The organism is Halopseudomonas formosensis, from assembly GCF_900115905.1.
Taxonomy (GTDB): domain Bacteria; phylum Pseudomonadota; class Gammaproteobacteria; order Pseudomonadales; family Pseudomonadaceae; genus Halopseudomonas; species Halopseudomonas formosensis.
The window spans coordinates 1-22,163 of the sequence record NZ_FOYD01000005.1; the positions used below are offsets into that span (position 1 = coordinate 1).

17 protein-coding genes and 1 tRNA gene are annotated in these 22,163 nt (G+C 59.7%); 9 read left to right on the forward strand and 9 right to left on the reverse strand.

Annotation, left to right across the window (positions count from 1 at the left end; all coding sequences use genetic code 11):
• Positions 1 to 22 precede the first annotated feature (22 nt).
• The 9 genes from cas6 to csm6 all read right to left on the reverse strand — a co-directional run bounded on the left by cas6 (position 23) and on the right by csm6 (position 10,957).
• Positions 23 to 997 (reverse strand): CRISPR system precrRNA processing endoribonuclease RAMP protein Cas6, encoded by a 975-nt coding sequence (cas6, locus tag BM046_RS08610; RefSeq protein WP_090538702.1) that lies wholly within the window; start codon positions 995 to 997, stop codon positions 23 to 25.
• A 17-nt stretch (positions 998 to 1,014) separates the two neighbouring features.
• Complete coding sequence (locus tag BM046_RS08615; RefSeq protein ID WP_090538703.1) at positions 1,015 to 2,160, reverse strand: Card1-like endonuclease domain-containing protein; 1,146 nt, start codon at positions 2,158 to 2,160, stop codon at positions 1,015 to 1,017.
• 17 nt (positions 2,161 to 2,177) lie between these two features.
• Positions 2,178 to 3,365, reverse strand: coding sequence for a type III-B CRISPR module RAMP protein Cmr6 (gene cmr6 / locus BM046_RS08620; RefSeq protein WP_177197826.1), 1,188 nt, complete (start codon positions 3,363 to 3,365; stop codon positions 2,178 to 2,180).
• Between the two features lies 1 nt (position 3,366).
• A complete protein-coding gene (locus tag BM046_RS08625; RefSeq protein WP_090538704.1) occupies positions 3,367 to 3,729 on the reverse strand; it encodes a type III-B CRISPR module-associated protein Cmr5 in 363 nt (120 codons plus the stop codon).
• 3 nt (positions 3,730 to 3,732) lie between these two features.
• Complete coding sequence (cmr4, locus tag BM046_RS08630) at positions 3,733 to 4,629, reverse strand: type III-B CRISPR module RAMP protein Cmr4 (protein ID WP_090538705.1); 897 nt, start codon at positions 4,627 to 4,629, stop codon at positions 3,733 to 3,735.
• A gap of 65 nt (positions 4,630 to 4,694) precedes the next feature.
• The gene (locus BM046_RS08635) at positions 4,695 to 5,813 is read right to left on the reverse strand and encodes a type III-B CRISPR module-associated protein Cmr3 (protein WP_218150023.1); all 1,119 of its coding nucleotides are present in this window, start codon (positions 5,811 to 5,813) and stop codon (positions 4,695 to 4,697) included.
• The gene (gene cas10 / locus BM046_RS08640; RefSeq protein WP_218150024.1) at positions 5,810 to 8,857 is read right to left on the reverse strand and encodes a type III-B CRISPR-associated protein Cas10/Cmr2; all 3,048 of its coding nucleotides are present in this window, start codon (positions 8,855 to 8,857) and stop codon (positions 5,810 to 5,812) included. The genes BM046_RS08635 and cas10 overlap by 4 nt, the downstream gene beginning before the upstream one ends.
• Before the next feature lie 2 nt (positions 8,858 to 8,859).
• A complete protein-coding gene (locus BM046_RS08645) occupies positions 8,860 to 9,822 on the reverse strand; it encodes an RAMP superfamily CRISPR-associated protein (protein WP_090538707.1) in 963 nt (320 codons plus the stop codon).
• 13 nt (positions 9,823 to 9,835) lie between these two features.
• The gene (csm6, locus tag BM046_RS08650) at positions 9,836 to 10,957 is read right to left on the reverse strand and encodes a CRISPR-associated ring nuclease Csm6 (protein ID WP_090538708.1); all 1,122 of its coding nucleotides are present in this window, start codon (positions 10,955 to 10,957) and stop codon (positions 9,836 to 9,838) included.
• Positions 10,958 to 11,245: 288 nt separating this feature from the next.
• Between csm6 and rpsU the strand changes: the two genes are divergently transcribed.
• The 9 genes from rpsU (at position 11,246) to repC (ending at position 21,862) form a co-directional block, all read left to right on the forward strand.
• The gene (rpsU, locus tag BM046_RS08655) at positions 11,246 to 11,461 is read left to right on the forward strand and encodes a 30S ribosomal protein S21 (RefSeq protein ID WP_090538709.1); all 216 of its coding nucleotides are present in this window, start codon (positions 11,246 to 11,248) and stop codon (positions 11,459 to 11,461) included.
• 195 nt (positions 11,462 to 11,656) lie between these two features.
• Complete coding sequence (dnaG, locus tag BM046_RS08660) at positions 11,657 to 13,567, forward strand: DNA primase (protein ID WP_090538710.1); 1,911 nt, start codon at positions 11,657 to 11,659, stop codon at positions 13,565 to 13,567.
• Positions 13,568 to 13,654: 87 nt separating this feature from the next.
• The gene (gene rpoD / locus BM046_RS08665; RefSeq protein WP_090538711.1) at positions 13,655 to 15,520 is read left to right on the forward strand and encodes an RNA polymerase sigma factor RpoD; all 1,866 of its coding nucleotides are present in this window, start codon (positions 13,655 to 13,657) and stop codon (positions 15,518 to 15,520) included.
• Positions 15,521 to 15,677: 157 nt separating this feature from the next.
• The gene (locus tag BM046_RS08670; protein WP_090538712.1) at positions 15,678 to 18,056 is read left to right on the forward strand and encodes a penicillin acylase family protein; all 2,379 of its coding nucleotides are present in this window, start codon (positions 15,678 to 15,680) and stop codon (positions 18,054 to 18,056) included.
• A gap of 113 nt (positions 18,057 to 18,169) precedes the next feature.
• Positions 18,170 to 18,246, forward strand: a tRNA-Ile gene (locus tag BM046_RS08675).
• Between the two features lie 159 nt (positions 18,247 to 18,405).
• Positions 18,406 to 19,512 (forward strand): integrase, encoded by a 1,107-nt coding sequence (locus BM046_RS08680; protein ID WP_090538713.1) that lies wholly within the window; start codon positions 18,406 to 18,408, stop codon positions 19,510 to 19,512.
• 399 nt (positions 19,513 to 19,911) lie between these two features.
• Positions 19,912 to 20,145, forward strand: coding sequence for a hypothetical protein (locus BM046_RS08685; RefSeq protein ID WP_044387770.1), 234 nt, complete (start codon positions 19,912 to 19,914; stop codon positions 20,143 to 20,145).
• 3 nt (positions 20,146 to 20,148) lie between these two features.
• Entirely contained in the window at positions 20,149 to 21,024 is an 876-nt protein-coding gene (locus BM046_RS08690; protein WP_090538714.1) for a helicase RepA family protein, read from the forward strand.
• On the forward strand, positions 21,008 to 21,862 hold the full coding sequence (gene repC, locus BM046_RS08695; RefSeq protein ID WP_090538715.1) for a replication protein C, IncQ-type: 855 nt from the start codon (positions 21,008 to 21,010) through the stop codon (positions 21,860 to 21,862). Before BM046_RS08690 ends, repC begins: the two co-directional genes overlap by 17 nt.
• Positions 21,863 to 22,163 lie beyond the last annotated feature (301 nt).

The window sequence follows — 22,163 nt, forward strand, 5'->3', positions numbered from 1 at the left end:
GACAGGCCGTACTGCACCTGCTTCAGACACGCTGGTACAGAATGTCAGCGCCCGCCTGCGATGCTTTGATCCAACGGTATTTGCCCAGGCCGAAGGCGCATTCCTTACCGACATGCAGCCATTGACCAAGATAAATGAAGGGCAGCAACTGTTCCGGTACCTCTTGCAGTTGCCAGTGGCCGACCAGGCCACCCAGGGTCATCTTCTGCTTCTGGCGTGTTGAGTAGCGAGACCAGTCACACCATTGCAACTGTCGCTCACCACCTTGCACCTTATCAGCCAGTGCGTTGAGCTGATGCACCTGCTCCAGTGGGAACAAGTTCGGTCGCTGCACACCAAGCAGGAAGCCGACCCGACGGATCAAGTGACGGAGAAAAATACCCGGAGTCAGCTCCCGCTCTCCGATGCGTCGGCCCTGCTGCTCCAGCCGCAGGGGTGTTTCCAGATGCAACAGCACATCCTCTGCTGCGCTGAATTCGGGAATGGTCAGGTTGCTGGCGTGTACGGCCGGAACAGGCTCCTCCCTGTCTTCAGCACTTATCAGCTCCACTCTCAGCAATTCGGCCTGACCATCTCCCCTGCCGAGCCCTCTGCCAAAGGCCTGCCTCCAGCTGGCAATTATCAGGGGCAACTGCTGGATAGCCTGGGGAGTCATCAGAACCATGTCGAACTGGTAGTTCTCTCCCGGACGATAGCTGTGCCACTTTTGAGCAGCTGCCGCCTCCGACGAGAAGGCTGCTTCGATGGCGTAGGGTGCCAGCAGGGGTGGTGCACCTGCGGGTCTGGTAAGGCGCTGGGGTTCAAACAACTGTGGATAAGGACAGGCCGCCAGCATGGTGCAACCATCGCAGCTCCTTGCCCGCATCAGGCACGCCTGTTGCCGCAGGGCGTGGCCAAACACGCCGCGCAGTGTGGAGCCTGCATAGGCTGGCAGTTGCAACGGTGTTATCACCTTGCAGTGAAAGCGATAGCGGGCCAGTTGTATTTCACCGAGCATATTCCTCGCCTTTTCGATCACTGCTGGATCCAGTCTCTCAAGTACGTCTTGAGCTGCTGTATCTGCTCGCCTTGAATCACCTGAATACGCAGATCCCTTGCCCGCTGCCGATCCGCTGCCTTGAGCTGGCGATAGCTGACCAGCATGGACTTGGTTCCCAGACCGCCCAGATCACTGATGGAATCCAGTTTGTATACCGTGTCGGTGGTGACGTCCTCCGTCCCCTTACCAGCCATACGCTTGGTCTTACATTCGATCAGGTGCAGCCGGTTACGAGCCATGAAGCAGACATCCACCTCATTGTGGGAGGTGGCGCCGATGCGCTGGATATGCTGGTTCAGCCGCGGGCTATCCTGAATGACGCCCTCTCCCTTCAGCTCATTGAGTTTGCTGTGGACGTAGGACTCCAGCCAACCGCCGTTGGCCCAACTGCGCGACTGCTCATCCACAAACTGGATCTGGTCGGTCACCCGTCCACGCAGCAAGCCCGCTTCGGCGCACTCGGCCAGCAGTACGCCAAGCTGTGGATCCCGCTGGCGCAGGGTTGGCTCCAATGGCAGGCTCAGGGTGTTTCTGCTTTCTGCCACACTGGCCAGCAGATTGAGCTGCCCTATCGCGCCCTGCCACTCGGCGACTTTCAGTACCAGTTGCTGGCAAAGATCACGCAATTGCGGTTGCAGTCCACTGACCTGACCCTCAGCCCGGAACTCATAGCCATAGGCCAGGAGATAGTTTTTCAGGTCGATGCGCTGGGACAGATCGTGGCTGGCCGGACCATCATCGAGAAACAGCACCTTGTCGTCTTCTACCTTTACATAGAAGACGCTGGAGCCGTTCATGCGGAACACCTCCTGGGCAGCAATGGCCATCCATTTGGTGCCCCCGGTTGCGTTCAGTGCGATTTCATTGGCTGGTTCGCTCTCTATGATTGCCATGAGCTGTTCCTGCATGCCTTCGAAGCTATCGACAATGCTCAGGTCCTGCTGTTCGACCTTGATGCCTCTGGGCTTGATGACCTGCTCCAGATACCTTGCCCGCTCGCGCATCTGGGGGGTTACCAGCAGCACCACCTTTTCCGGTTTCATCTCACTGTCCAGAAGCGGCAGCAGGTTGGGGGCAGCCTGGTCGGACACCATGCAGAAATGGGTCTTGAATTTTTTCATGGTTTGTCGCGTCCCTATCAGCCCGGCTCGTGAAGAGCAGTAATAATGATCAGGTTGCCTTTTTCCTCAATCTCCACATCCAGATGGACTGGCTTTTTATTCTTGAGGCGCTTCTTGTCTGCATCGGAAAGCTGGCTGTAGCATTTGCCCACCGCAAGTTTTCCGTCACTATTCCTGACCCGTACCTCACCGGCACCAGCATTGAAGGATACAACCTGGGCACCCTTCCAGATAAATGAGCCAACCACAATTCCGGCTTCCTGCAGATCAGCTTGTTGCTGTTGTTCGCGCTCCCTCGCAATCTGCTTCTGATCCACCATTGCGCCATAACCGACTGCCGTTTTGGCACCAAAGCCCAGCCAGTTGAAGGCATGTTCAAAGGCAGCCTGCAGCAGTGCCTGCCAGCGGTTGTCGGCGACCAGTTCTGGCGCTGTGGTTTCCAGCAGCTGCCGGTTGCATTGCACATGAAAGGTGAAGCCGGAACCAGGCGGTACTGTCAGGAAGCTGATTGGGACAGGTTGTCCGGAGTCATGAGGGTTCTGGCCTTCCTGGTAGTAATGTTTCTGGTGCGGAGTCATGATTTCCACACTGAGACTGTCGCCTTTGAGCTGGGGAATGACATCCCAGAAAGTCAGGGCTCCACGCTGGTGGTCCAGGTTGCCATCTGCACTCTGCAACCCGAACAGCGCAGTGATGGTGCCCTCGCTCCAGCCTGACGCATCGTCCCACTCGCCAGAGGCCAGCTCACGCGCAGCCTGGCGCAGCACACCCTTGACTCCGCTGCCCGGCAGATAGGGCAGGCCGTAGGGATTGAGGAAGGCGAAGCCGTTTTCCAGTGGATGCTCGTTGCCGAGGCCGGTAGTGAAGGGGGCCACAGCCAGGGCGGCAAATACCATGGCACTGTCGGCATCACCTGAGGACGCAAATACCTGCTGCTGACGCACCAGCAGGGACTGCATGATGCGCTTGTCGTTAGCGTTCAGGACAGCGGCCGATTTCAGCGCAGAGACCTTGTTTTCGTTTTTGACTTCACGCTCCTGCCTGTTCTGTCCTCGCACCTCGTGGGTCACGTCGTAGGTTTCCCACAGGTACTCACCCGTACGCCTGTCAACTCCCCAGAGTGGGAGATACATGCTAAACCGCATTCCCGGCGACGCTTCACTGAAGTCCTGCCCTAGATAACCGGGCACGGCGGCGATAGCCATATCACTCTCCTCCCTTACGCGCAGCCGCCATCTGCCGCAGCCATTTGAGCCAGGCGAAAGCTTCAGCATTGATAGCCTGATAGCTCTGAGGTTGCGCCTTCAGCAATACATGCATGAAGCTCTCGAAGCCCGGGTCACTCGCGTCCGGCTGACCGCTAATGCGCTTGACCAACCAGATCCGCAGGTCAGTCGCCACCTCTTCATGCTTCTTTTTCTTCTCGTGACAGAAAGCCAGTACCTGCATCAGGCCGCTGTTCATGATCAGCGCTGGCAGACCCTTGGCAATGTTCACATGCTCCTTGTCGTACTTTTGGGATACTTCCCAGGCATTCTGTGCCCTGAGCTGCTCCAGTGTCTGTGCCATGACTCAACCCTCCACCACATTGGCCACAACCAGCCCTCGGCCGGTGGTGGCGTCGCCGCCAATCTGCAGCAGGCGGGAATGAATCAGCGTTCGGATCTGGGCCAGTACCGCTTCTGCTTCCAGATGCTCATCTGGTTTGCCGGTACGGGTCTGACTGGCCATCAATGGGGCGATCATGATGGATTCCGGCGGCAGGTTTTCGGTATAGAACAGGCCACCGTCACTGGCGGTGCCGGTTTCCGGGTTGATGCGTACGTGCGGCTCGACCAGCATGGCGTGTCTGGCGAAGTAGGCAAAATCGGTGTCGGACAGCACGACCAGATCATCGGCCAGCTTTTCCCGGAAGAACGCATACTCGTCCTGCTGCGGCAGCGCCCTGGCGGCGAGGTCAGCAGCAACATCAGCCAGTTCTGCCGACTTTTCAGCGATGTACTCAAAGGCTTCCAGATGCAGCTTGTCAGCGGACAGCAGTTTGGGGTTGGTTACCAGACAGCTACCTTCGGCCACGTCCGGCACCGGCCAGTTGATGCTGGCGCCTGCCAGCACCATCAGCCGCCTGGCGCGGGCCAGTGCCTGTGGGCTGGTGGCATATACATAGCCGCCCCGCAGGCTGCGAATCGGCAGGGCAACCAGTTGCGCATCGCCGAAGCTGACGGCGCCGGCATGCAGGTCGCCGCTGGCAGAGTCTGGGCCGAGCAGCAGGCTGATGTGTTTTTCATCCCCACCCAGCGCCGTGAAGCTGTGGCGAACGGCACCCTTGATGCCCGAACCGGCAAAGCTGGGGTGGCCGGTGTGCTTTTCCCGCTGAATGGGGTTGTCGATGATATCGATTGCCTGTCCGGCGCCCATATGCACGGGGCTGACGGCGTAAAGGAATACGGTGGCTTGCTTCTGAAACATGGTTTAGTGTCCTTTCAAATTGGTCATGTACTGAAAATAAACCGGATATGGGTAGTCAATGTTCATCATGACCAGGCGCCAATCGCTACCCGGTTGAATCCTTCTGCCCGTCGTGCCCGATCTTCGCATGGCGTACCCCACAACCCGCACTCGGCAAGCTTGCGAAGCGCTTCCGGTGTGGCCTCCAGCTCGTCCAGCCAGTAGACGCTGCCGGTCGGCGCGACACGCTGGGCGGGTTTGGGCTGCCAGTTCGCCAGGTCCCAGCCGGAGATGGTTTCGGCCCGGGGCACTGCCGCACAGGCCAGGCGGGCACTGATACCAGGCAGGGAGACGCGATTGGCACTATCGGTGCCGGGCAACTTCCAGCCGTCGGCAAACAGACCGGGCGTAGTCAGTACGAGACGACAACGACCTGCCTGGACCATGGACTGGTAATCAGGTTCAGCCACCTTGAGGTCTACCCGGCTGATACTGGCGGCCCGACCATCACCACCGAAGCGCAGCAAACCTGCGCTGGGCGGCTCTGCCCCGGCAACGGCGGCAACAAAGCCCACATCTTTCTTCATGGCAATAGCCTGGGCGGAGAACAACTTGCCCTCTTCCACGCTGCGGGTATCGGCGCTCATGCCTATTCCTACCCGGGCATCGAATACCCAGAGCTTAGAGGAATGCACCAGTTGCTCCGCCATCGGCAACTCACCGCGCAGATAGGCCTCCCAGCCAGACTGGGTCAGCCAGTAGCCGGTAGCCGCTTTGCTGCGTTTGTTGCCCTGTGCCAGCACCGGCAGCAGCGGCAGGGCGGATGAGGACTGCAGCCCCGTCGGCGCTGACTGCGGAGCCCGCGCCGACACATTGCACTGCTCATCAATGACCAGATCGGCGGGCGGGGCGGTAAGTATTTCCACCCTCTGCCCGGCTCGCCTGGCCAGATGGAAGGCGGCAACGGTAAAACTGCCGGGCTGATCAGGGGTACCCAGGGCAGGATGCTCTACCCGGCCCTTGCCAAACTCAGTCAGGTCGATGCCTGCATCCACCAGCATGCGCGAGCGGATGGCACCTGCTGCGACCGAGGGCCATGGCGGGATCAGACACTCCCCATAGCTGCCCGGATCGCCGAAGAGTTTGTTGCCGCGCAGAAAGAGCACATCCAGCGGCTCGATAAAACAATATTGCACAGCACTCACTGTTCACCTCCTGTGCGGGTTTCGCGGGCAAGAAATTCAGCTACGCAAAGGAAGTTACGCAGCTTGTCGATGCGCTTATCTTCCGGCCAGCTCTGCGCCAGCTTCACCAGCTGCTCTGCCAGTTCCGGCACTTGCTGCCTGGCCTCACCCCGGGCTTGCCTGTCCAGTTGATAGCTCAGCAGCGTATGCACCATGCCTGTGTCAAAGGCGCTGGCGGGCAGTTCGTTGTCATTCAGCCATTCCAGGGTGTGGTAGACGGCGCGGCGGGATACGCCTTCCATCGCGAGGAAGTCACGCAGCGAAATCAGCAAGCTGACTGGCTCACCCCACTTTTCGGTGAGGTGGAGAGCACCGCCAGAGCGCTTGATGATGGTCAGCGAGAAGCGATCCCGGCCTTCGTTCTTGGCCCTTGCTTCGGCGCTGCGCAGTTCACGCAGTACGGCAGACAACGGGGCTTGGTGGTGGGCAATGATGGCGCCACACGATGCCGTCGCATTCTTGCCCATCATGCGCATCAGGCGACCACCCAGCCAAGCGAAGCCGCTCTTGCACACCAGCTTTTTACGCCCACGCAATTCGCCCCAATCCACTTTTTCGTCTTCGGGCACTGTACCGCTGTAGGCATGGCGCAGGCGCTGCATGCTGGATAGCAGATCGGTTACCGGCAGCATGGCCAGTACGTCATCACCACCGGCGTAAATCAGACGACCCAGGTGCTCCTCCTCCACCACATGGCGCACTACGGTCTGCGAGAAGTCATTGAGCGCACCGGATATGGCCAGATGGCGGTTGGGGGTGATAGCACGTTGCTGGTCACCGTATTGCTTGATCAGCGGCTGATTGGCAGCACGCTTGGTAAAGCCTGTCTGTACCTTGGGATGAAAGCTCTGTTGGTAGGTGATGGCTGTTCCGGTCTCTTCGTCGCCGGACAGGATCGCACCCATGCGGTCGCCATCCATCATCAGCAGGCCGTAATAGGTTTCTACTTTGCCTTCGAGTAACGTCCTGATATCCCGCTGGGCTTCATCGAAGGCTACGCCACTGTCATCTGCATCACGCGCTGCCTCAAGATACCCAGGCAGACGCGCTATCAGGTCCGCATTACCGCCTGCTTTACGGATGGCCTGTGCCAGCTTGCGCGGCAGTGCTACCCGGTAATCGGGTTTGTCCAGTCTGGCTTTCAGCTCATCATGCACTTCTACATCCAGCCGCTGTGCCAACTGATGCGCCAACGCCATAGTGTGGGTCGATACCACAAAGCGACCGACGTGCGCCCGCTCGCCATGCTCCCCGGCAGCCAACACCCTGCCGACCTCTTCGGCAAACAGGGTTGGCCACAACCGTTTGATGGCGGGCAGAGCGCTGAGGTGTTCACCCTTCTTGGCCCAGGATGGCTTTTTGGCCGCCACTTTCGTCCACAGGGTGCCCTTCTGCCTGCGGTAGTTCTGATTCCAGTGCAGTTGCTCCCGGTCGGTGGTCAGCCATTCGTTTTCGCCGGTCAGCGAGCAGCGCCAGCCTTCCTGTCTGGTCTGGTCAAAGGTGCGGCTGGCTTTAGCGGCAGCCATGACCCGCTCGGCCAGATCAAACACGGCGGGGTAGAGCACCCCGGGGTTGGGGGCAAAGAACACCGACTTTCTGCCATTCTCGTCCAGCTCCAGCTCCTGCTGCAGCAGCTTCCAGGCGGGCGTATCCAGAAACCCGGGCTCACCCTCGCCGTTAAAGAAGGGTCGCATGGCAGTTGAAAGCTGACTGATATCCAGGTCACGCTGTTTCTGCTCGTCCCTGCAGCGGATCAGGGAGAAGGGAACCACAGCCCAATGAACTTCAGGGAAGCTCTTCAGTTGCTCCTTCATTTGTTCATAGGGCGTAGTGACCGTCTCGATATCCAGACCTGCCTCTTCCAGCAAACGGTCAACCGTTTGAGCACCCAGCTCCTGCAACCATCGGCGTACGCTTGACTCCGCTTCGGCAGCAATCGCCGCAGCCTGGCTGGCAGGGACGACAGCAACAAAGCGATTGGGCAGGGCAGCAGAAAACAATGGGTTGCTGTCTGTGCTGCCCTGTGTCCAGCCACACCCGGCGAACAGCTCATCCGGCAGCTCCATCTGATTGCGCAGCCATACATCTACCTGTGGAATTCCCCGCAGACGCGGGAACAGGATGGCATCGGGCCCCAGCTGCTCACATACCGGGCGCATGACTTCCCAGCTCAAACGGGACAGCAGGTGGGAGCCAGCCCACAGGTCGGAAGTGGTGCGGGCAGCAGCAATGAACGGCTGCACCGGACCGATGGACAGGCTCAGCAGTGCGACCTCGCCCTCCGGATCGGCAGCGAAGGCACCAGCAAAGGCCGAGGTCAGATCCAGGTGATCCCAGATACTGTGATCGGGAAGGCGGGTATCGGCGGGCAGTATCTCCCACAGGTTACCAAGCCGGTCATTGTCCTGGAGATCCGCATCCGTCACGCCCAGCTCCGGGCCGAAGCGCCAGAAGGCCAGCAGCAGCTTGCGCCAGTCCTGCTCTTCCTTCTTGCCTGCCCCCAACCTGACCAGCAGTTCGGAAAAGTGGCTGGAGCTACGCTCCTTGACGGCTTCGATGGCGGTGGCGCTGAGTCCGCCTGACTTGCCCAGATCGAATTGTTCTCCGGTCAGGGGGTGGATCAGTACCGGCTCGTTGCTCCAGCGCACCTGGGCCCAGCTAGAAACCGCCAGAGTCCTTTCTTCACCGTTTTTGCTGGGAACGGTGATTTCATCCATGGGAAATTGCGGGCGGTCAGCGGCAGCGGCCCACCAGTCGGCGCGCTGGACATGACGGTACATATCCGCCGGGATGCCCTTTTTGAACAGAGTGCGGGTGAGCGCTTCGTCGTTATCGCTATCGATGCTTTCAGAGGTGATCTCATGAAAGCCGAGCAGCCGGGTCAGCGCACGACTGGTGCCATTTTCATGGCCCGCAGGATCACGCAGCAGCACCAGGGCCTTTTCTGCCGGATCGTGCAGGCGGGCGGCAAGCTTGGTTTGCCAGAGGGTGTCAATATCAGCCACTGTCATGCCTCCCCACGCTGAAACTGTTGGTGCCTGTCAAGACAGGCATGTGCGGCCTGGAAACAGCCGATAAAACCCTGTTGCTTCTGGGGCGCCAGCTTCTGCCATAGCTCGTTCGAGGGACGGCAGGGCATATGAAAGATGACCGCGATGTACTTGCCCTGCTCCGCCCGCACCTTGAAGCGAAGACTGTGAGGCACACGCGCGTTACGACCCCAGCCGGGCATGGTTGCCCTGGTATCCGGATAGGCCAGCATCAGTCGGTCCGGGACGGCTCGACGCATATCAACTCGGGCCTGTGCAAGCAGTTTCATGGCATCCTCCCAGCGCGCCTGCGGTGCGGATTCCCACACCAGGGCACCTTTCTCATCCAGCCCCAACGCATGAGCCCAGTCGAGCTGCATCGCCGCTTGCCAATCGCGTGTATACACCGGAAGAGAGGCTTGCTCACCAATAAGCTCAAATGAGCCCCAGCCATTACGACTGCGACCTCCCAGAGTGGCGTAGGAATGCATCATGGCAAGTGCCTGCTCTATCCCCTGCTGCTCCGGGAAGGCCAGACGCAACTGGGCCTCAGCTCCGGACTGGATAGCGGCATTGGCCTTGAGCCTGGGGCCGGGGATGACAGGGCCGTACCCCGAATACAGGGCAGCTGGTATCTGGTTCTTGCCCATTGCCACCTGACCTATGGCGGGCGCTTGTGTCAGCTCGCCCAGACTCCAGTCATCCAGCCGGATGCGTACCCGACTTTTCCGTGAGTCACCCCCATCGGCCGCCACACCGAACAGATCTGCTTCCCGTCGTCGGATCGCATTAACGTCAAATTTCAGCTCCTGGGCTACAGCCACCCGCCACCACTGGCGCAATAGCGCCTTGAATGGTGGAGTACGCCACTGCCCATCCTGCTCGGCATTGCCGAGAAAAGCCGGCGTGATAAACCTCACTGTGTAGGTCAGCTGTTTCATGCTCGTCTTCCTGTCATTCATCCTGTTCTGTACTTCCATCTATATGCAGCACAATATCGTCGGGCAGAGCATAGCCACGCCGGTCTCCGATTATCCGGCTGGCAAGCTTGCAGCGCTCAGCCAGATCCGGACCCAGAGCAGCGACAAGCGCACTGTTCAACTTCGAAATATTCTGCTCAAGCCAGCTTTGGGTAATACCCTGCTCCCGGAGTGTTTCGGTCGTGCGGATGTTCAGATCGAGCCAGTAGCGCTCAGCCACATGCAGCAACTCGCCCGCAGGGCGATACTCACCATCCACAACGGGCTCAATCGGAGGCTTGTTGGCCAGCGCTCGCTCCACAACCCACGCCAGCAATGCCATCTGCAGACTCGTCAGCCTGCCCGTCCGACCATTCACGCTGTACTGACCGTTGCGCGGTTGCAGAACCAGTTGCACTGCTTCGGTTGCCTCGCGGGCAAGGCGCACCACATCGCTGAAGCTGTGCGTACCCCGCAGCAGGGTCTCGGGCAGCCGATTACGCAGACGTACAAAGGGAATTTCCGCGAGATAGACACGGGCTTTACTGGTATCCAGCATCTGGCCATCGCGGGTATGGATCATGCGGGGGGATCGGGTCGGGTAAAAAAAGTCCGGATGGGACTCATAATGCTCACTGACCAGCACATGACTCAGGCGATCCTGGGGCCGCCCGAACAGCGACAACGCATACCCGGCGTAGAAGCCCATGGTCTTGCGTCCACCAGCCAAAGAAACATGCAGCTCGGTACAGGACTGACCTTCTTCGGGGTCTGATGTCAGCAGCCGGAGCTGTTCGCTGATGACATTCGCTGCTGCCTCATTATCTTCGGGAGTGCGTAAGTCTGGCAGCTCCTGGCCCCGCCCATCCCGGATAACAATAATGCAATCTTCATCGAACCTGACCTCCTGGGTGATGCCAAAGTCCTGCAGCAGGCGGAAAAAATGCTTTTCATCCTCCAGCAGCTGCTGCACGGCATTCCGCTTCCCAATGAGCGTGGTGATCAGGCGTATTTCATCAGGGATCCAGTTCTTTTCATGGATCAGGGCATAGAGCGTTTCAGTGATGATCTGTGGCGACATGCCACTGACGGCCAGAAGAATCTTGCGCGGGGTCATGTAAACAATATCCTTGAAAATTACCTCAAGGGTAACAGCCCTTCCCTGGTAGCTTAATGATGGCAAGCTTGCGAACGTTCTTTATATACCAGCTGGATGCTGATTTGACAGACCCACACCCCCAGGGCCACACCCCCAAGGCATTGACACCGAGGTCAACAAAACCTTTTTCCCGTGCAATGTCCTTTGCATTTTCCCCGCGAAGGCGGTAACATCCGCTCCCCTTGAAATGCGATTGCTCCGATCCTCATCAGAGCTACTAACCACAGTTTTTGAGAAAGGTACGAAATGCCTGCCGTCAAAGTAAAAGAGAACGAACCCTTCGACGTCGCCCTGCGTCGTTTCAAGCGCTCCTGCGAAAAAGCCGGCGTTCTGGCTGAAGTCCGTCGTCGCGAGTTCTACGAAAAGCCCACTGCCGAGCGCAAGCGCAAGGCAGCTGCTGCCGTCAAGCGTCACGCCAAGAAGCTGCAGCGCGAAAATCGCCGCCGCGAGCGCCTGTACTGAGTTCAGTCGCAGCGTCCTGCCGGGCCTGATCCCAGGCCCGCCGAGCCGTTCCCCGCTCACGGACGCACGAGCTCATCTGGATATAGCAAGCAACACGTCCGGCCTTCCGGTTGATCTGGAAGCAGCTGGATTTCCGTGTTTGTTCGGCATGCTATCATCCCTTCCCTGTTCCTCCACGTTCGCAAGGCAGCATGCATGGCCGGGCTGATCCCGCAGGGTTTCATTGACGATCTTCTTGGACGCACCGATGTGGTCGAGGTGGTCGGCTCGCGGATCAAGCTGAAGAAGACCGGCAAGAACTATTCGGCCCTCTGCCCCTTCCACAACGAGAAGTCCCCCTCTTTCAGCGTCAGCCCGGACAAGCAGTTCTATTACTGTTTCGGCTGCGGCGCCGGCGGCAATGCCATCGGCTTCCTGATGGATTTCGAGCGCCTGGACTTTCCCCAGGCGGTGGAGGAACTGGCACGCCAGGCCGGCGTGGAGGTTCCACGGGAGGAACGGGGTGACCGACGCGGCCCGCGCCCCACGCGCCAGGACAGCCCGCTGTATCCGGTACTGGAGAACGCGGCCGCCTACTATCGCCAGCAACTGCGTCAGCATGCCCAGCGCAAGCGGGCGGTGGACTACCTGAAGCAGCGCGGCCTGTCCGGCCACATCGCCAAGCTCTACGACATCGGCTTCGCCCCACCAGGCTGGAACAACCTGATGGGACATCTGGCCACCAACAGCAGCGAGGAAAAGCTGCTGGTCGAGGCCGGGCTGGTGGTGGAAAACCCGGACAGCGGCAAGCGCTACGACCGCTTCCGTGATCGCATCACCTTCCCCATCCGCGACAGTCGCGGCCGGGTGATAGGTTTCGGCGGCCGGGTGCTGGGCGATGACAAGCCCAAGTATCTGAACTCTCCGGAAACCCCGGTGTTCCACAAGGGACGCGAACTCTACGGGCTGTACGAGGCCCGCCTGCAGAACCGCCAGCTTGAGGATATCCTGGTCGTCGAGGGCTACATGGATGTCATCGCCCTGGCACAGCACGGTGTCACCAACGCCGTGGCCACCCTGGGTACCGCCACCAGCGAGGAGCATCTCAAGCGCCTGTTCCGCCTGGTCAACAGTGTGGTGTTCTGCTTCGATGGCGACAGTGCCGGCCGGCAGGCCGCCTGGCGCGCGCTGCAGTCCTGCCTGCCGGTGCTGGAGGATGGACGTCATGTTCGTTTCATGTTCCTGCCCGAGGGGCACGACCCGGACAGCCTGATCCGCCAGGAGGGCCACGACGCCTTCCGTGCGCGCATGCACCATCAGGCCCAGCCGCTGACCGAATACCTGTTCCGGCATCTGGCCGAGGAAGCACCACCGGACAGTCTGGAGGGCAAGGCCCATCTGGCCACCCTGGCCCTGCCCCTGATCGAGCAGGTGCCCGGCAGCCTGCTGCGACGGCTGCTGCGCCAGTCCCTGCAGGAACGCACCGGCATGGACCTGGATGACCTGCGTCCGGGACCGACGCCCACCGCCTCCACAGAGGCGCCGCCGCAGAGCATGGTCGCACCGCCGCCGATGGATGAGGACTACAACTGGGCCGGCCGGGAGGATTTCGAGCCGGCCTTCGACGCCCCGCCCGCCTGGTCCAGACCACAGAACACCCGGAGGGACTACAATCGTCCGCGTCGGCCGGATGTCAGAACGGTGGAAAGCCCGGTAACCAGCGCCACGCGCACCCTGCTGCACAACCCCCACCTGGCCGGACTGGCGCAGCAGGCCAGCCTGCTGGCCAACGAGGGCGAGGATGAGGCGCAGCTGCTGGTCGCCCTGATCGATACGCTGCAGAAGAACCCGCAGCTGAGCACCATAGAGCTGCTCGCGCGATGGCATGGAACGGCACTGGGAGAACAGCTGAATCAGCTGGCGGAGAAGGAGTGGCTGCTGAATATTCCCAGCGCCAACCTTGAACAACAGTTTTTCGACACTATAAATACATTGATGGCGAGACAGATTGATCGCCAGATTCAACAGCTCCTCGACAAGTCGGCCCAGGCCCCACTCACCAGCGAGGAAAAACAGCAGCTGCGAGACCTCCTGAGCCGTCGGCATACACCAACTGCCGGGAACTGACAATCGGCAAACTGGCCAGACACCCCGATTTCAGGGTATAATCCGCAGCTTATTTTTTGCACACCTAGGCATCCACATAGGGTTGTTATGTCCGGAAAAGCGCAACAGCAATCCCGTCTCAAGGAGCTCATCGCCCGCGGTCGCGAGCAGGGCTACTTGACCTACGCGGAAGTCAACGACCATTTGCCGGAGGATATCTCAGATCCGGAACAGGTTGAAGACATCATTCGCATGATCAACGACATGGGGATCACGGTCTTCGAGACTGCGCCCGATGCCGATGCCCTGTTGCTGGCAGACAGTGACGCTGATGAAGCTGCTGCCGAGGAAGCCGCCGCCGCACTCGCCGCTGTCGAAAGCGATATCGGGCGTACCACCGACCCGGTGCGCATGTACATGCGCGAGATGGGCACTGTGGAGCTGCTGACCCGCGAAGGCGAGATCGAAATCGCCAAGCGCATCGAGGAAGGTATCCGCGAGGTCATGGCAGCCATCTCCATGTTCCCCGGCACTGTCGAAGGCATCCTCACCGAATACCAGCGCATCGCCGAGGAAGGCGGTCGCCTGACCGATATCTTCAGCGGCTATATCGACCCGGATGACGATGGTCTGTCCGGCACCGACAACGCCGTTGTGCCCTCCGAAGCCGTCAAGCCCAAGAGTGACAAGAAGCCTGCGGACGACGAGGAAGATGAAGAGGAAGCCGAGGACGACAGCGAAACCGAGGAAGAGACCGATGGTGGTCCCGACCCGGAAGTCGCCCGTCAGCGCTTCGGCGCCATCCAGGAGCAGCTCGAGAAGGTCCGCAAGGTCCTGAAGAAGCACGACCGCAGCAGCCCCGAGGCCATCGCCGAACTGGAAGCCCTGGCCCAGCTGTTCATGCCCATCAAGCTGGTGCCCAAGCAGTACGACGCCCTGGTCGCCCGCATCCGCGGCGTTCAGGACGAGATCCGTGCCCGTGAGCGCAGCATCATGCAACTGTGCGTGCGCGATGCCCGCATGCCGCGCGCCGATTTCCTGCGCAGCTTCCCCGGCAACGAGACCAACGAGAAGTGGGTCGAGAGCCTGCTGGCCGAAAAACCGGCTTATGCCGAAGGCCTGGCCGCCGTGGCCGACGACATCCTGCGCGCCCAGAAGCAGCTGATTGCCCTGGAACAGGAAAACCAGCTGACCATTGCCGAGGTCAAGGACATCAACCGCCGCATGTCGATCGGTGAAGCCCGCGCCCGTCGTGCCAAGAAGGAAATGGTCGAGGCCAACCTGCGCCTGGTGATTTCCATCGCCAAGAAGTACACCAACCGCGGCCTGCAGTTCCTGGACCTGATCCAGGAGGGCAACATCGGTCTGATGAAGGCCGTGGACAAGTTCGAATACCGTCGCGGCTACAAGTTCTCGACCTATGCCACCTGGTGGATCCGGCAGGCCATCACCCGCTCGATCGCCGACCAGGCCCGGACCATCCGTATCCCGGTACACATGATCGAGACCATCAACAAGCTCAACCGGATTTCCCGGCAGATGCTCCAGGAGATGGGTCGCGAGCCCACCCCCGAGGAGCTGGGCGAGCGCATGGAGATGCCCGAGGACAAGATCCGCAAGGTGCTGAAGATCGCCAAGGAGCCGATCTCCATGGAGACCCCGATTGGCGACGACGAAGATTCGCATCTGGGCGACTTCATCGAGGACAGCACCATGGAATCGCCGATCGACTCGGCCACCGTGGAAAACCTCAAGGAAGCCACCCGCGAGGTCCTCGCCGGACTCACCGCACGGGAAGCCAAGGTACTGCGCATGCGCTTCGGTATCGACATGAATACCGATCACACCCTGGAAGAAGTCGGCAAGCAGTTCGACGTCACCCGGGAGCGTATCCGTCAGATCGAAGCCAAGGCCCTGCGCAAGCTGCGTCACCCCACCCGCAGTGACCACCTGCGCAGCTTCCTCGACGACTGAGCTGTCTGCTCCTGCCCGAACGCCCGGCACCCGCCGGGCGTTCTTGTTTCCGGATCTTGCCAGATACGCGCATTTTTGTCCCCAGCGCTTCGATTTTCGCCTATTCTGCCTCTTACACCCCTCGAACGGGTGATAACAATAACAAGTGGACGCAACCATGCCGCAGTATGTGCAGCCCGGCAATCTCGCCAGGCTCGGAGTCATCACCAGTATTCTTGCCCTGGGTGCCTGTCTCGGTGGAGGCGGGGGTGGTGGGAGCAGCAGCTCCGAGCCGTCGACCCGTTTCAGCGCCACCATCGAACGCACCACCTACGGTATCCCGCACATCACCGCCGCCGACTATGCCGGGGCTGGCTACGGTCACGGCTATGCCATCGCCGAGGACAATCTCTGCGTGCTGGCCGACGCCTTCATTACCTACCGTGGCGAGCGCTCGCAGTATTTCGGCCCTGATGCCCCGGCTTCCCTGGCCAGTACCTTCGGCTCGCCGCCGAACCTGGAGGCCGACTTCTTCTTCCGCTTCATCGTCAACGACGAGGCGGTCACCCGGTTCAGGGATGACCAGCCCCAGGATGTGCGCGATCTGGTGAGCGGCTTCACTGCCGGCTACAACCGGTATGTCCGGGAAATCCTCGACGACGGCCATGCCGGACGTCATGCCGATTGCCGTAACCAGCCCTGGCTCGCGGAGATCTCCGAAGACGATCTCATGCGCCGCCTGATCGCCCTCAATCTCTCCGCCAGTTCGGCAAACTGGGTGGAAGAGATTGCCAGCGCCCAGCCACCGGCCGTCGGCGCTGCCAGCCTCAGAATGCGCAGCCGCAGCGCGCCGGAACTGGATATCGACCCGCAGCGCTTCAAGCTGGGCCGCAAGGAAGGCATCGGCAGCAACACCTTCGCCTTCGGCAGCGACACCACCGAAACCGGCCGGAGCCTGCTGCTGGCCAACCCCCACTGGTACCCGATCGGCATCGACCGTTTCTACCAGGTTCACATGACCATCCCCGGGGAGATGGATATCTCCGGCGCCTCCATCATGGGCTCACCCATGGTGCAGATGGGCTTCAACGATCACATCGCCTGGGCCCACACCGTTTCCACCGCCTACCGCTTCACCCTGTTCGAACTGCAGATGGTCCCGGGCGACCCGACACGCTACGTACTGGACGGCGAGGAGCGCGCGCTGGAGGCGACCGAGCTGACCGTCCAGGTCAGGCAGCCCGACGACTCGCTCGTGCCCGTGTCACGCACCCTCTACCGCTCGGTCTACGGCCCCATGATCAATCTGTCCGCAATGGGCCTTCCGGCCTGGGGCGAGGAGCGTGCCTTTACCCTGCGTGACGTGAATCTGGAAAACACTCGAGCCTTCCAGAACTTCTTCGCCTGGAACACCGCCGAATCCCTGGATGAGTTCTACGGCATCATCCAGCAGTACGTCGGCATTCCCTGGGTCAATACCACGGCCATCGGCCGCGATGACGATCGGGCGCTGTATTCGGACATCACCGCGGTGCCGAACGTACCTGACAGCATGCTCGCTGACTGTCTGGCGCAGCCGCTCGGTCCGATCGTGATCGAGGTCGTACCCGGCCTCCCCCTGCTCGACGGCAGCCGCAGCGCGTGCAACTGGCGCTCGGATCCCGACTCGCGGCAACCCGGCGCCTTCGGTCCGGGCAACCTGCCGAGCCTGCTCACCACCGATTATGTGGTGAACATGAACGACAGCTACTGGCTGAGCAATCCGCAGCAGCCGCTGACCGGCTACGCCGGCATCATAGGTCAGGAGGAGTATCAGCAGTCACTGCGCAGCCGCATGGGCCACACGCTGGTGCTGGACCGCCTGAACGGCGCTGACGGTATCAACGGTCATCTGGCCAGCAGCGAGAACATCCGGGAGATATCACTGAACAACCGGGTCTACAGTGCCGAGCTGCTGAAGGACGAGATCCTCGCCCAGGTATGCAGTGACAGCGCGCCGGACACCGAGCAGCAGGCCTGCCAGGTACTGGGAGCATGGAACAATACCGGGGAAATAGACGCCGTCGGCGCCCATGTCTGGAGTGCCTTCTGGTCGAAGGTGAGAACCAGCGACCTCTACGCCACTCCCTTCGATGCCGCGGATCCGGTCAACACGCCCAACGGCCTGAATACCAGTGCGGACAATCTGGAGGTGTTGCGTACCGCCTTCAGCGAAGCCGTCGCCGAGCTGGTGGACGCCGGTATTGCTCTGGATGCCCAGCTGGGCGAGGTGCAGTTCTACCTCAAGCCCGGGACGCAGATCCCGCAGTTTGGCGGGGAAGGCAGCGAGGGCTATTTCACCGTCCTGCGTAACTCCTACATGCACGTGGTGGACTTCCCCGAAGGCGAGCCGGTCCGCGCCTGGACCTTCCTGACCCACGGGGTTACCAGCGATCCGGCCAGCCCCCACTATACCGAGTACACAGAGGCCTACCTGGACAAGGATTGGCACCTGTTCCCCTACACCCGCGAGCAGATCGTGGCAGCTCGCATTTCCAGCATCGACATCAGCGAGTAAACCTCAGGCAGAGGGCAAGGCACCGGCAGGTGCCTTGCCCTTTCGCCAATAAGCCCACTGCAGCCTAGCCAGAGCCAGACACAGCCCGTATAATTCGCGACTGTTGCACTCGGGGGCCTATAGCTCAGTTGGTCAGAGCAGTCGACTCATAATCGATTGGTCGCAGGTTCAAGTCCTGCTGGGCCCACCATTCCTTCGCTGGAAACGCGAAAAATATCCCTTTAAAAACAAGTGGATATGAGAATCGCAGTTCTACCGCAAGCTCTGCTGGCCTGTTCAAGCGCTCAATCGATTGGTTCGACGGTACAATTTCAGTACAGTCGTCAACAAGCGCACCAAAGGAACAGCCATGGCGACCCTAGTAAAAACCCCTTCTGGTACTTGGAAAGCTGTCATCCGCAAAACTGGATGGCCGACTACCGCAAAGACCTTCCGCACCAAACGCGACGCCGAAGACTGGGCACGCCGCACCGAGGACGAAATGGTGCGAGGCGTATACATTCAGCGCGGCCCCTCAGAGCGCATGACGGTGGAGGCTGCCCTGCAGCGCTATCTGGCCGAGGTCTCACCTACAAAACGACCGGCCAGTGCTGCGAGCGACGCACGCCATGCCAAACCATTGCTAAAACACCTTGGCAAATATTCACTAGCAGCCCTGACACCCGAAATCATCGCCAAGTACCGCGACGAGCGCTTGGCCGGGCTGGACCGTAAAGACGCCAAGGGCCGCCCTGCCCCCAAACCTCGCTCCCCCAATACTGTGCGCCTTGATCTCGCTCTGCTCGGCCACCTGTTCACTATCGCGATCAAGGAATGGGGAGTCGGTCTCGCTTACAACCCCGTTCAAAGCATTCGGCGGCCTTCGCCGCCGCCAGGCCGGGAGCGCCGCTTGACCCATGAGGAAGAACAGCGCCTGCTGGCCGCCGTTGATGCGCATACCAACCCCATGCTGGGCTGGATCGTCCGTATCGCCTTGGAAACGGGCATGCGCTCGTCGGAGATCACAACCCTACGCAGAGGCCAGGTAGACCTGAAACGGCGCATTGTGCGCCTTCTGGAGACCAAGAACACCACGCCTCGCACGGTACCCCTCAGCAATACAGCGGTGGAGGTCTTCCGGCAGGCGTTGGCCAACCCGGTGCGCCCCATTAACACTGACCTGGTGTTCTTTGGAGAGCCGGGCCTGGACGGCCAGCGACGACCCTACAACTTCAACAAGGTCTGGTTGAACACCAAAGCAAGCATTGGCCTGAAAGAACTCCGCTTTCATGACCTTCGCCATGAGGCTGTCAGTCGGTTTGTCGAAGGCGGGCTGAGTGATCAGCAGGTTGCCGCGATCAGCGGGCACAAGTCCATGCAAATGCTCAAGCGCTATACCCACCTACGGGCCGAAGATCTGGTAGACCAACTCGATGCCATCGAGCAGCGGCGCTCGCAGAAACCCAGGAAGGGATGACCAACCCGAGTCGGTAAAGCCTTCCCTTCCCGAAGGCCACACACCGTCGAGCCCAGCAGGGCGAGTAAGTTACCCGGTACTTGCTGGATCGCCGCTTGCGGCGGTGTAGCAAGTACACATCCTGCCCGCAACAATGACCGCGCCAAGCTGCACTCCAATCATTTCTTCGCAATGAAAGAGAATAATTTACTGTGGTTTAGAATATTTTTGAATATTCTTCTCGCGATTCATAACTTTAAGGTATTGAGTGCGCTTATTGTGCAGCTCAATGCGATTGCAGTGCGGCTATAGTGCGGAAAATCCTTATTTTTCAATATCTTACGATATATCGTAAGTATACAAACCAGCCCGACATTCATAACCTTCGTAAGGCAAGTATCAATTACGGAGGATTACACAATGACTATCGAGGACTCCCTTCTCGACCGTTTTGGCCCACTACTGAGCCTTCCCCAACTGGCCACTGTTCTTGACCGCTCACCAGACGGTCTGCGCATAAGCCTGCGTACAAACAACCCCTGGGCAACAGAGATCAACCAGGCAAAGCTGAAAGTCGGTCGGCGTGTTTATTTCCGCACTTCGCAAATTGCCGAGCTGCTGGACAGTGACCGGCTCTGCGGTGATAGGGGGTGACACATGGCGATTGATCTGATGTGGGCTTTTGAGAATGAACCGCCACCCTTGGACTTCATCTGGCCCGGCTTTCTCGCGGGCACCGTGGGCGCGTTGGTAGCACCTGGCGCGACAGGCAAGAGCTATTGGGCTCTGGAAGCGGCAATGTGTATTGCATGCAGTGTTGCTGGCGGCGACGTTCTGAAACTCAACCCATCCAAAACGGGACGAGTAATCTATCTCGCAGGCGAAGATCCAGAAGTGGTTTTGCTTCGGCGGAGCCATGCCATTGGAAAGCATTTGGGTCATTCCGCCAGAGTATCCATAGCTGAGAACCTGGTACTGGAATCGATAATGGGAAAGGGGCTCAACATCATGGATCAGCGCCATATGCAGTGGATGCTGGGCTTCTGTAATGGAGCCCGCATAATCGTCATCGACACTCTGAGCCGTGTTCACCATCTTGATGAGAACAGCAATGGTGATATGGCCCAACTGGTGTCACGTCTGGAACAGATTGCCTATCTCACTGGCGCTTCAGTGCTCTACCTGCACCATGTAAACAAGAACAGTGCCCGAGAGGGTCAAACCGGACAGCAGCAAGCGGCCCGAGGTGCGTCAGCCCTGATTGACAACGCTCGCTGGTGCGGCTTTGTCGAGCGGATGACGGAGGATAAAGCCGAGCTTCTGAGTGATCGCACCTTTGATCGTCGCCCAATCGGTAACGACCGGCGTAAATATTTCTTGCGGTTCGGTTCCAGCAAAATCAATTACGGTGAAGATCTGGATGATCGTTGGTACGAGCGCCAAGCAGAAGGCGTGTTGATACCAGTCGAGCTTGTCTCTGCAAAACAAGAAAACGCCAAAAAGGGGCGGGCCACGAATGTCTACACCGGCTGAAAACCTCACTCGCGCTGAATATGCCCGCTGTGACCCCGCTTTATGGCTTGTTTCATTGTTTCGCACCATGTATCGCGGTCGCCGCCCTGGCGGCCTTACCATCGAACATGAGCACAACGGGATTAAGTTGAAGTTCAATGTCTGGCGGGCACTGGATGCCCGCGATCAATCAGTCCTGCTGGCAACGACCGCATTGGCAGGCGTGCTAGACAGGCAGGAGTTACATGCAGGCATTCGTCATTGCAGAGCACAGCAGCTTTGGCAACGGCTGCAACCCGAAGATCTGGCGCTAATGGATCAGGCTATAGTGGTCAAAACGACCCGCTACGCGCTGTTGCAGGCCGCAGGCATGGCAGACGGCAAGGCCGAATACAATCGGCTGGAGGACTGTCTGGAGCGCCTTAGCATGGTGGGCTGCCGTGCCCGTAAAGACGGCTACGACTGGTCAATGCGTTTACTGTCCTACGCTGAAACGCCCGAGGGGCAGCTACATATCGCCTTGAATTCACGCCTTGCCGAGGCGCTGTCGGGGCATCACGTCTATGTGTCGCTGGTTGAGCGCCGGGCACTGCTAAGTGATGCAGCCCAGCTCACCCATGCGTGGCTGTCGGCATGGCTTAGGCAGGGAGCCAGCAACAGTATCCGGCTTGACCGGCTGGCTGAAAAGGTCTGGGGGCCGCCCAGCAAGTCTATTGCCACCAATCGCAAACGCAGAGAACGAATCGGCAAAGCGCTAGATGATATCGGCAAACTGCATGGCTGGCAGGTACTGATCGAGGGCCGGGGAGCTACTGCGAAAGCGACCATCAAACGCCCACGGTCAATCGAGCGCGAGTAGTACCGTATCAACGGTCACGCTCTACCGTATTAACAGTCACGTTTTACCGTATTAACGGTCACGTCTAGGCTTCCAAAAAATCGCTGGAAAGCCCGCCAATACTGGCTTTCCGCGACCTCGCCAAAATCCGTACTAGTAGTTACTAAGAACTACTACCTGCGCGGCACAGCCCGCGCCTGGTAGGCGCGAGCTGGCCTTGCTGATTGAACGCCAAAAAGAAGGCTTCCACCCCGTGCCCATTCCGAGCCCCGACGACTGCCCGGTCTGTTTCGTGGACAGGTGAAAAGGCACTGAAAGCACA

Bases quoted from the DNA above. Each gene is read 5' to 3' on its own strand.
- BM046_RS08670 (WP_090538712.1), top strand. From the start codon at position 15,678: ATGCCGCAGTATGTGCAGCCCGGCAATCTCGCCAGGCTCGGAGTCATC.
- rpoD (WP_090538711.1), top strand. From the start codon at position 13,655: ATGTCCGGAAAAGCGCAACAGCAATCCCGTCTCAAGGAGCTCATCGCC.
- cmr6 (WP_177197826.1), bottom strand. From the start codon at position 3,365: ATGGCTATCGCCGCCGTGCCCGGTTATCTAGGGCAGGACTTCAGTGAA.
- BM046_RS08685 (WP_044387770.1), top strand. From the start codon at position 19,912: ATGACTATCGAGGACTCCCTTCTCGACCGTTTTGGCCCACTACTGAGC.
- BM046_RS08625 (WP_090538704.1), bottom strand. From the start codon at position 3,729: ATGGCACAGACACTGGAGCAGCTCAGGGCACAGAATGCCTGGGAAGTA.
- cas6 (WP_090538702.1), bottom strand. From the start codon at position 997: ATGCTCGGTGAAATACAACTGGCCCGCTATCGCTTTCACTGCAAGGTG.
- rpsU (WP_090538709.1), top strand. From the start codon at position 11,246: ATGCCTGCCGTCAAAGTAAAAGAGAACGAACCCTTCGACGTCGCCCTG.
- BM046_RS08680 (WP_090538713.1), top strand. From the start codon at position 18,406: ATGGCGACCCTAGTAAAAACCCCTTCTGGTACTTGGAAAGCTGTCATC.
- dnaG (WP_090538710.1), top strand. From the start codon at position 11,657: ATGGCCGGGCTGATCCCGCAGGGTTTCATTGACGATCTTCTTGGACGC.
- BM046_RS08690 (WP_090538714.1), top strand. From the start codon at position 20,149: ATGGCGATTGATCTGATGTGGGCTTTTGAGAATGAACCGCCACCCTTG.
- cmr4 (WP_090538705.1), bottom strand. From the start codon at position 4,629: ATGTTTCAGAAGCAAGCCACCGTATTCCTTTACGCCGTCAGCCCCGTG.
- csm6 (WP_090538708.1), bottom strand. From the start codon at position 10,957: ATGACCCCGCGCAAGATTCTTCTGGCCGTCAGTGGCATGTCGCCACAG.
- repC (WP_090538715.1), top strand. From the start codon at position 21,008: ATGTCTACACCGGCTGAAAACCTCACTCGCGCTGAATATGCCCGCTGT.
- BM046_RS08615 (WP_090538703.1), bottom strand. From the start codon at position 2,160: ATGAAAAAATTCAAGACCCATTTCTGCATGGTGTCCGACCAGGCTGCC.
- BM046_RS08645 (WP_090538707.1), bottom strand. From the start codon at position 9,822: ATGAAACAGCTGACCTACACAGTGAGGTTTATCACGCCGGCTTTTCTC.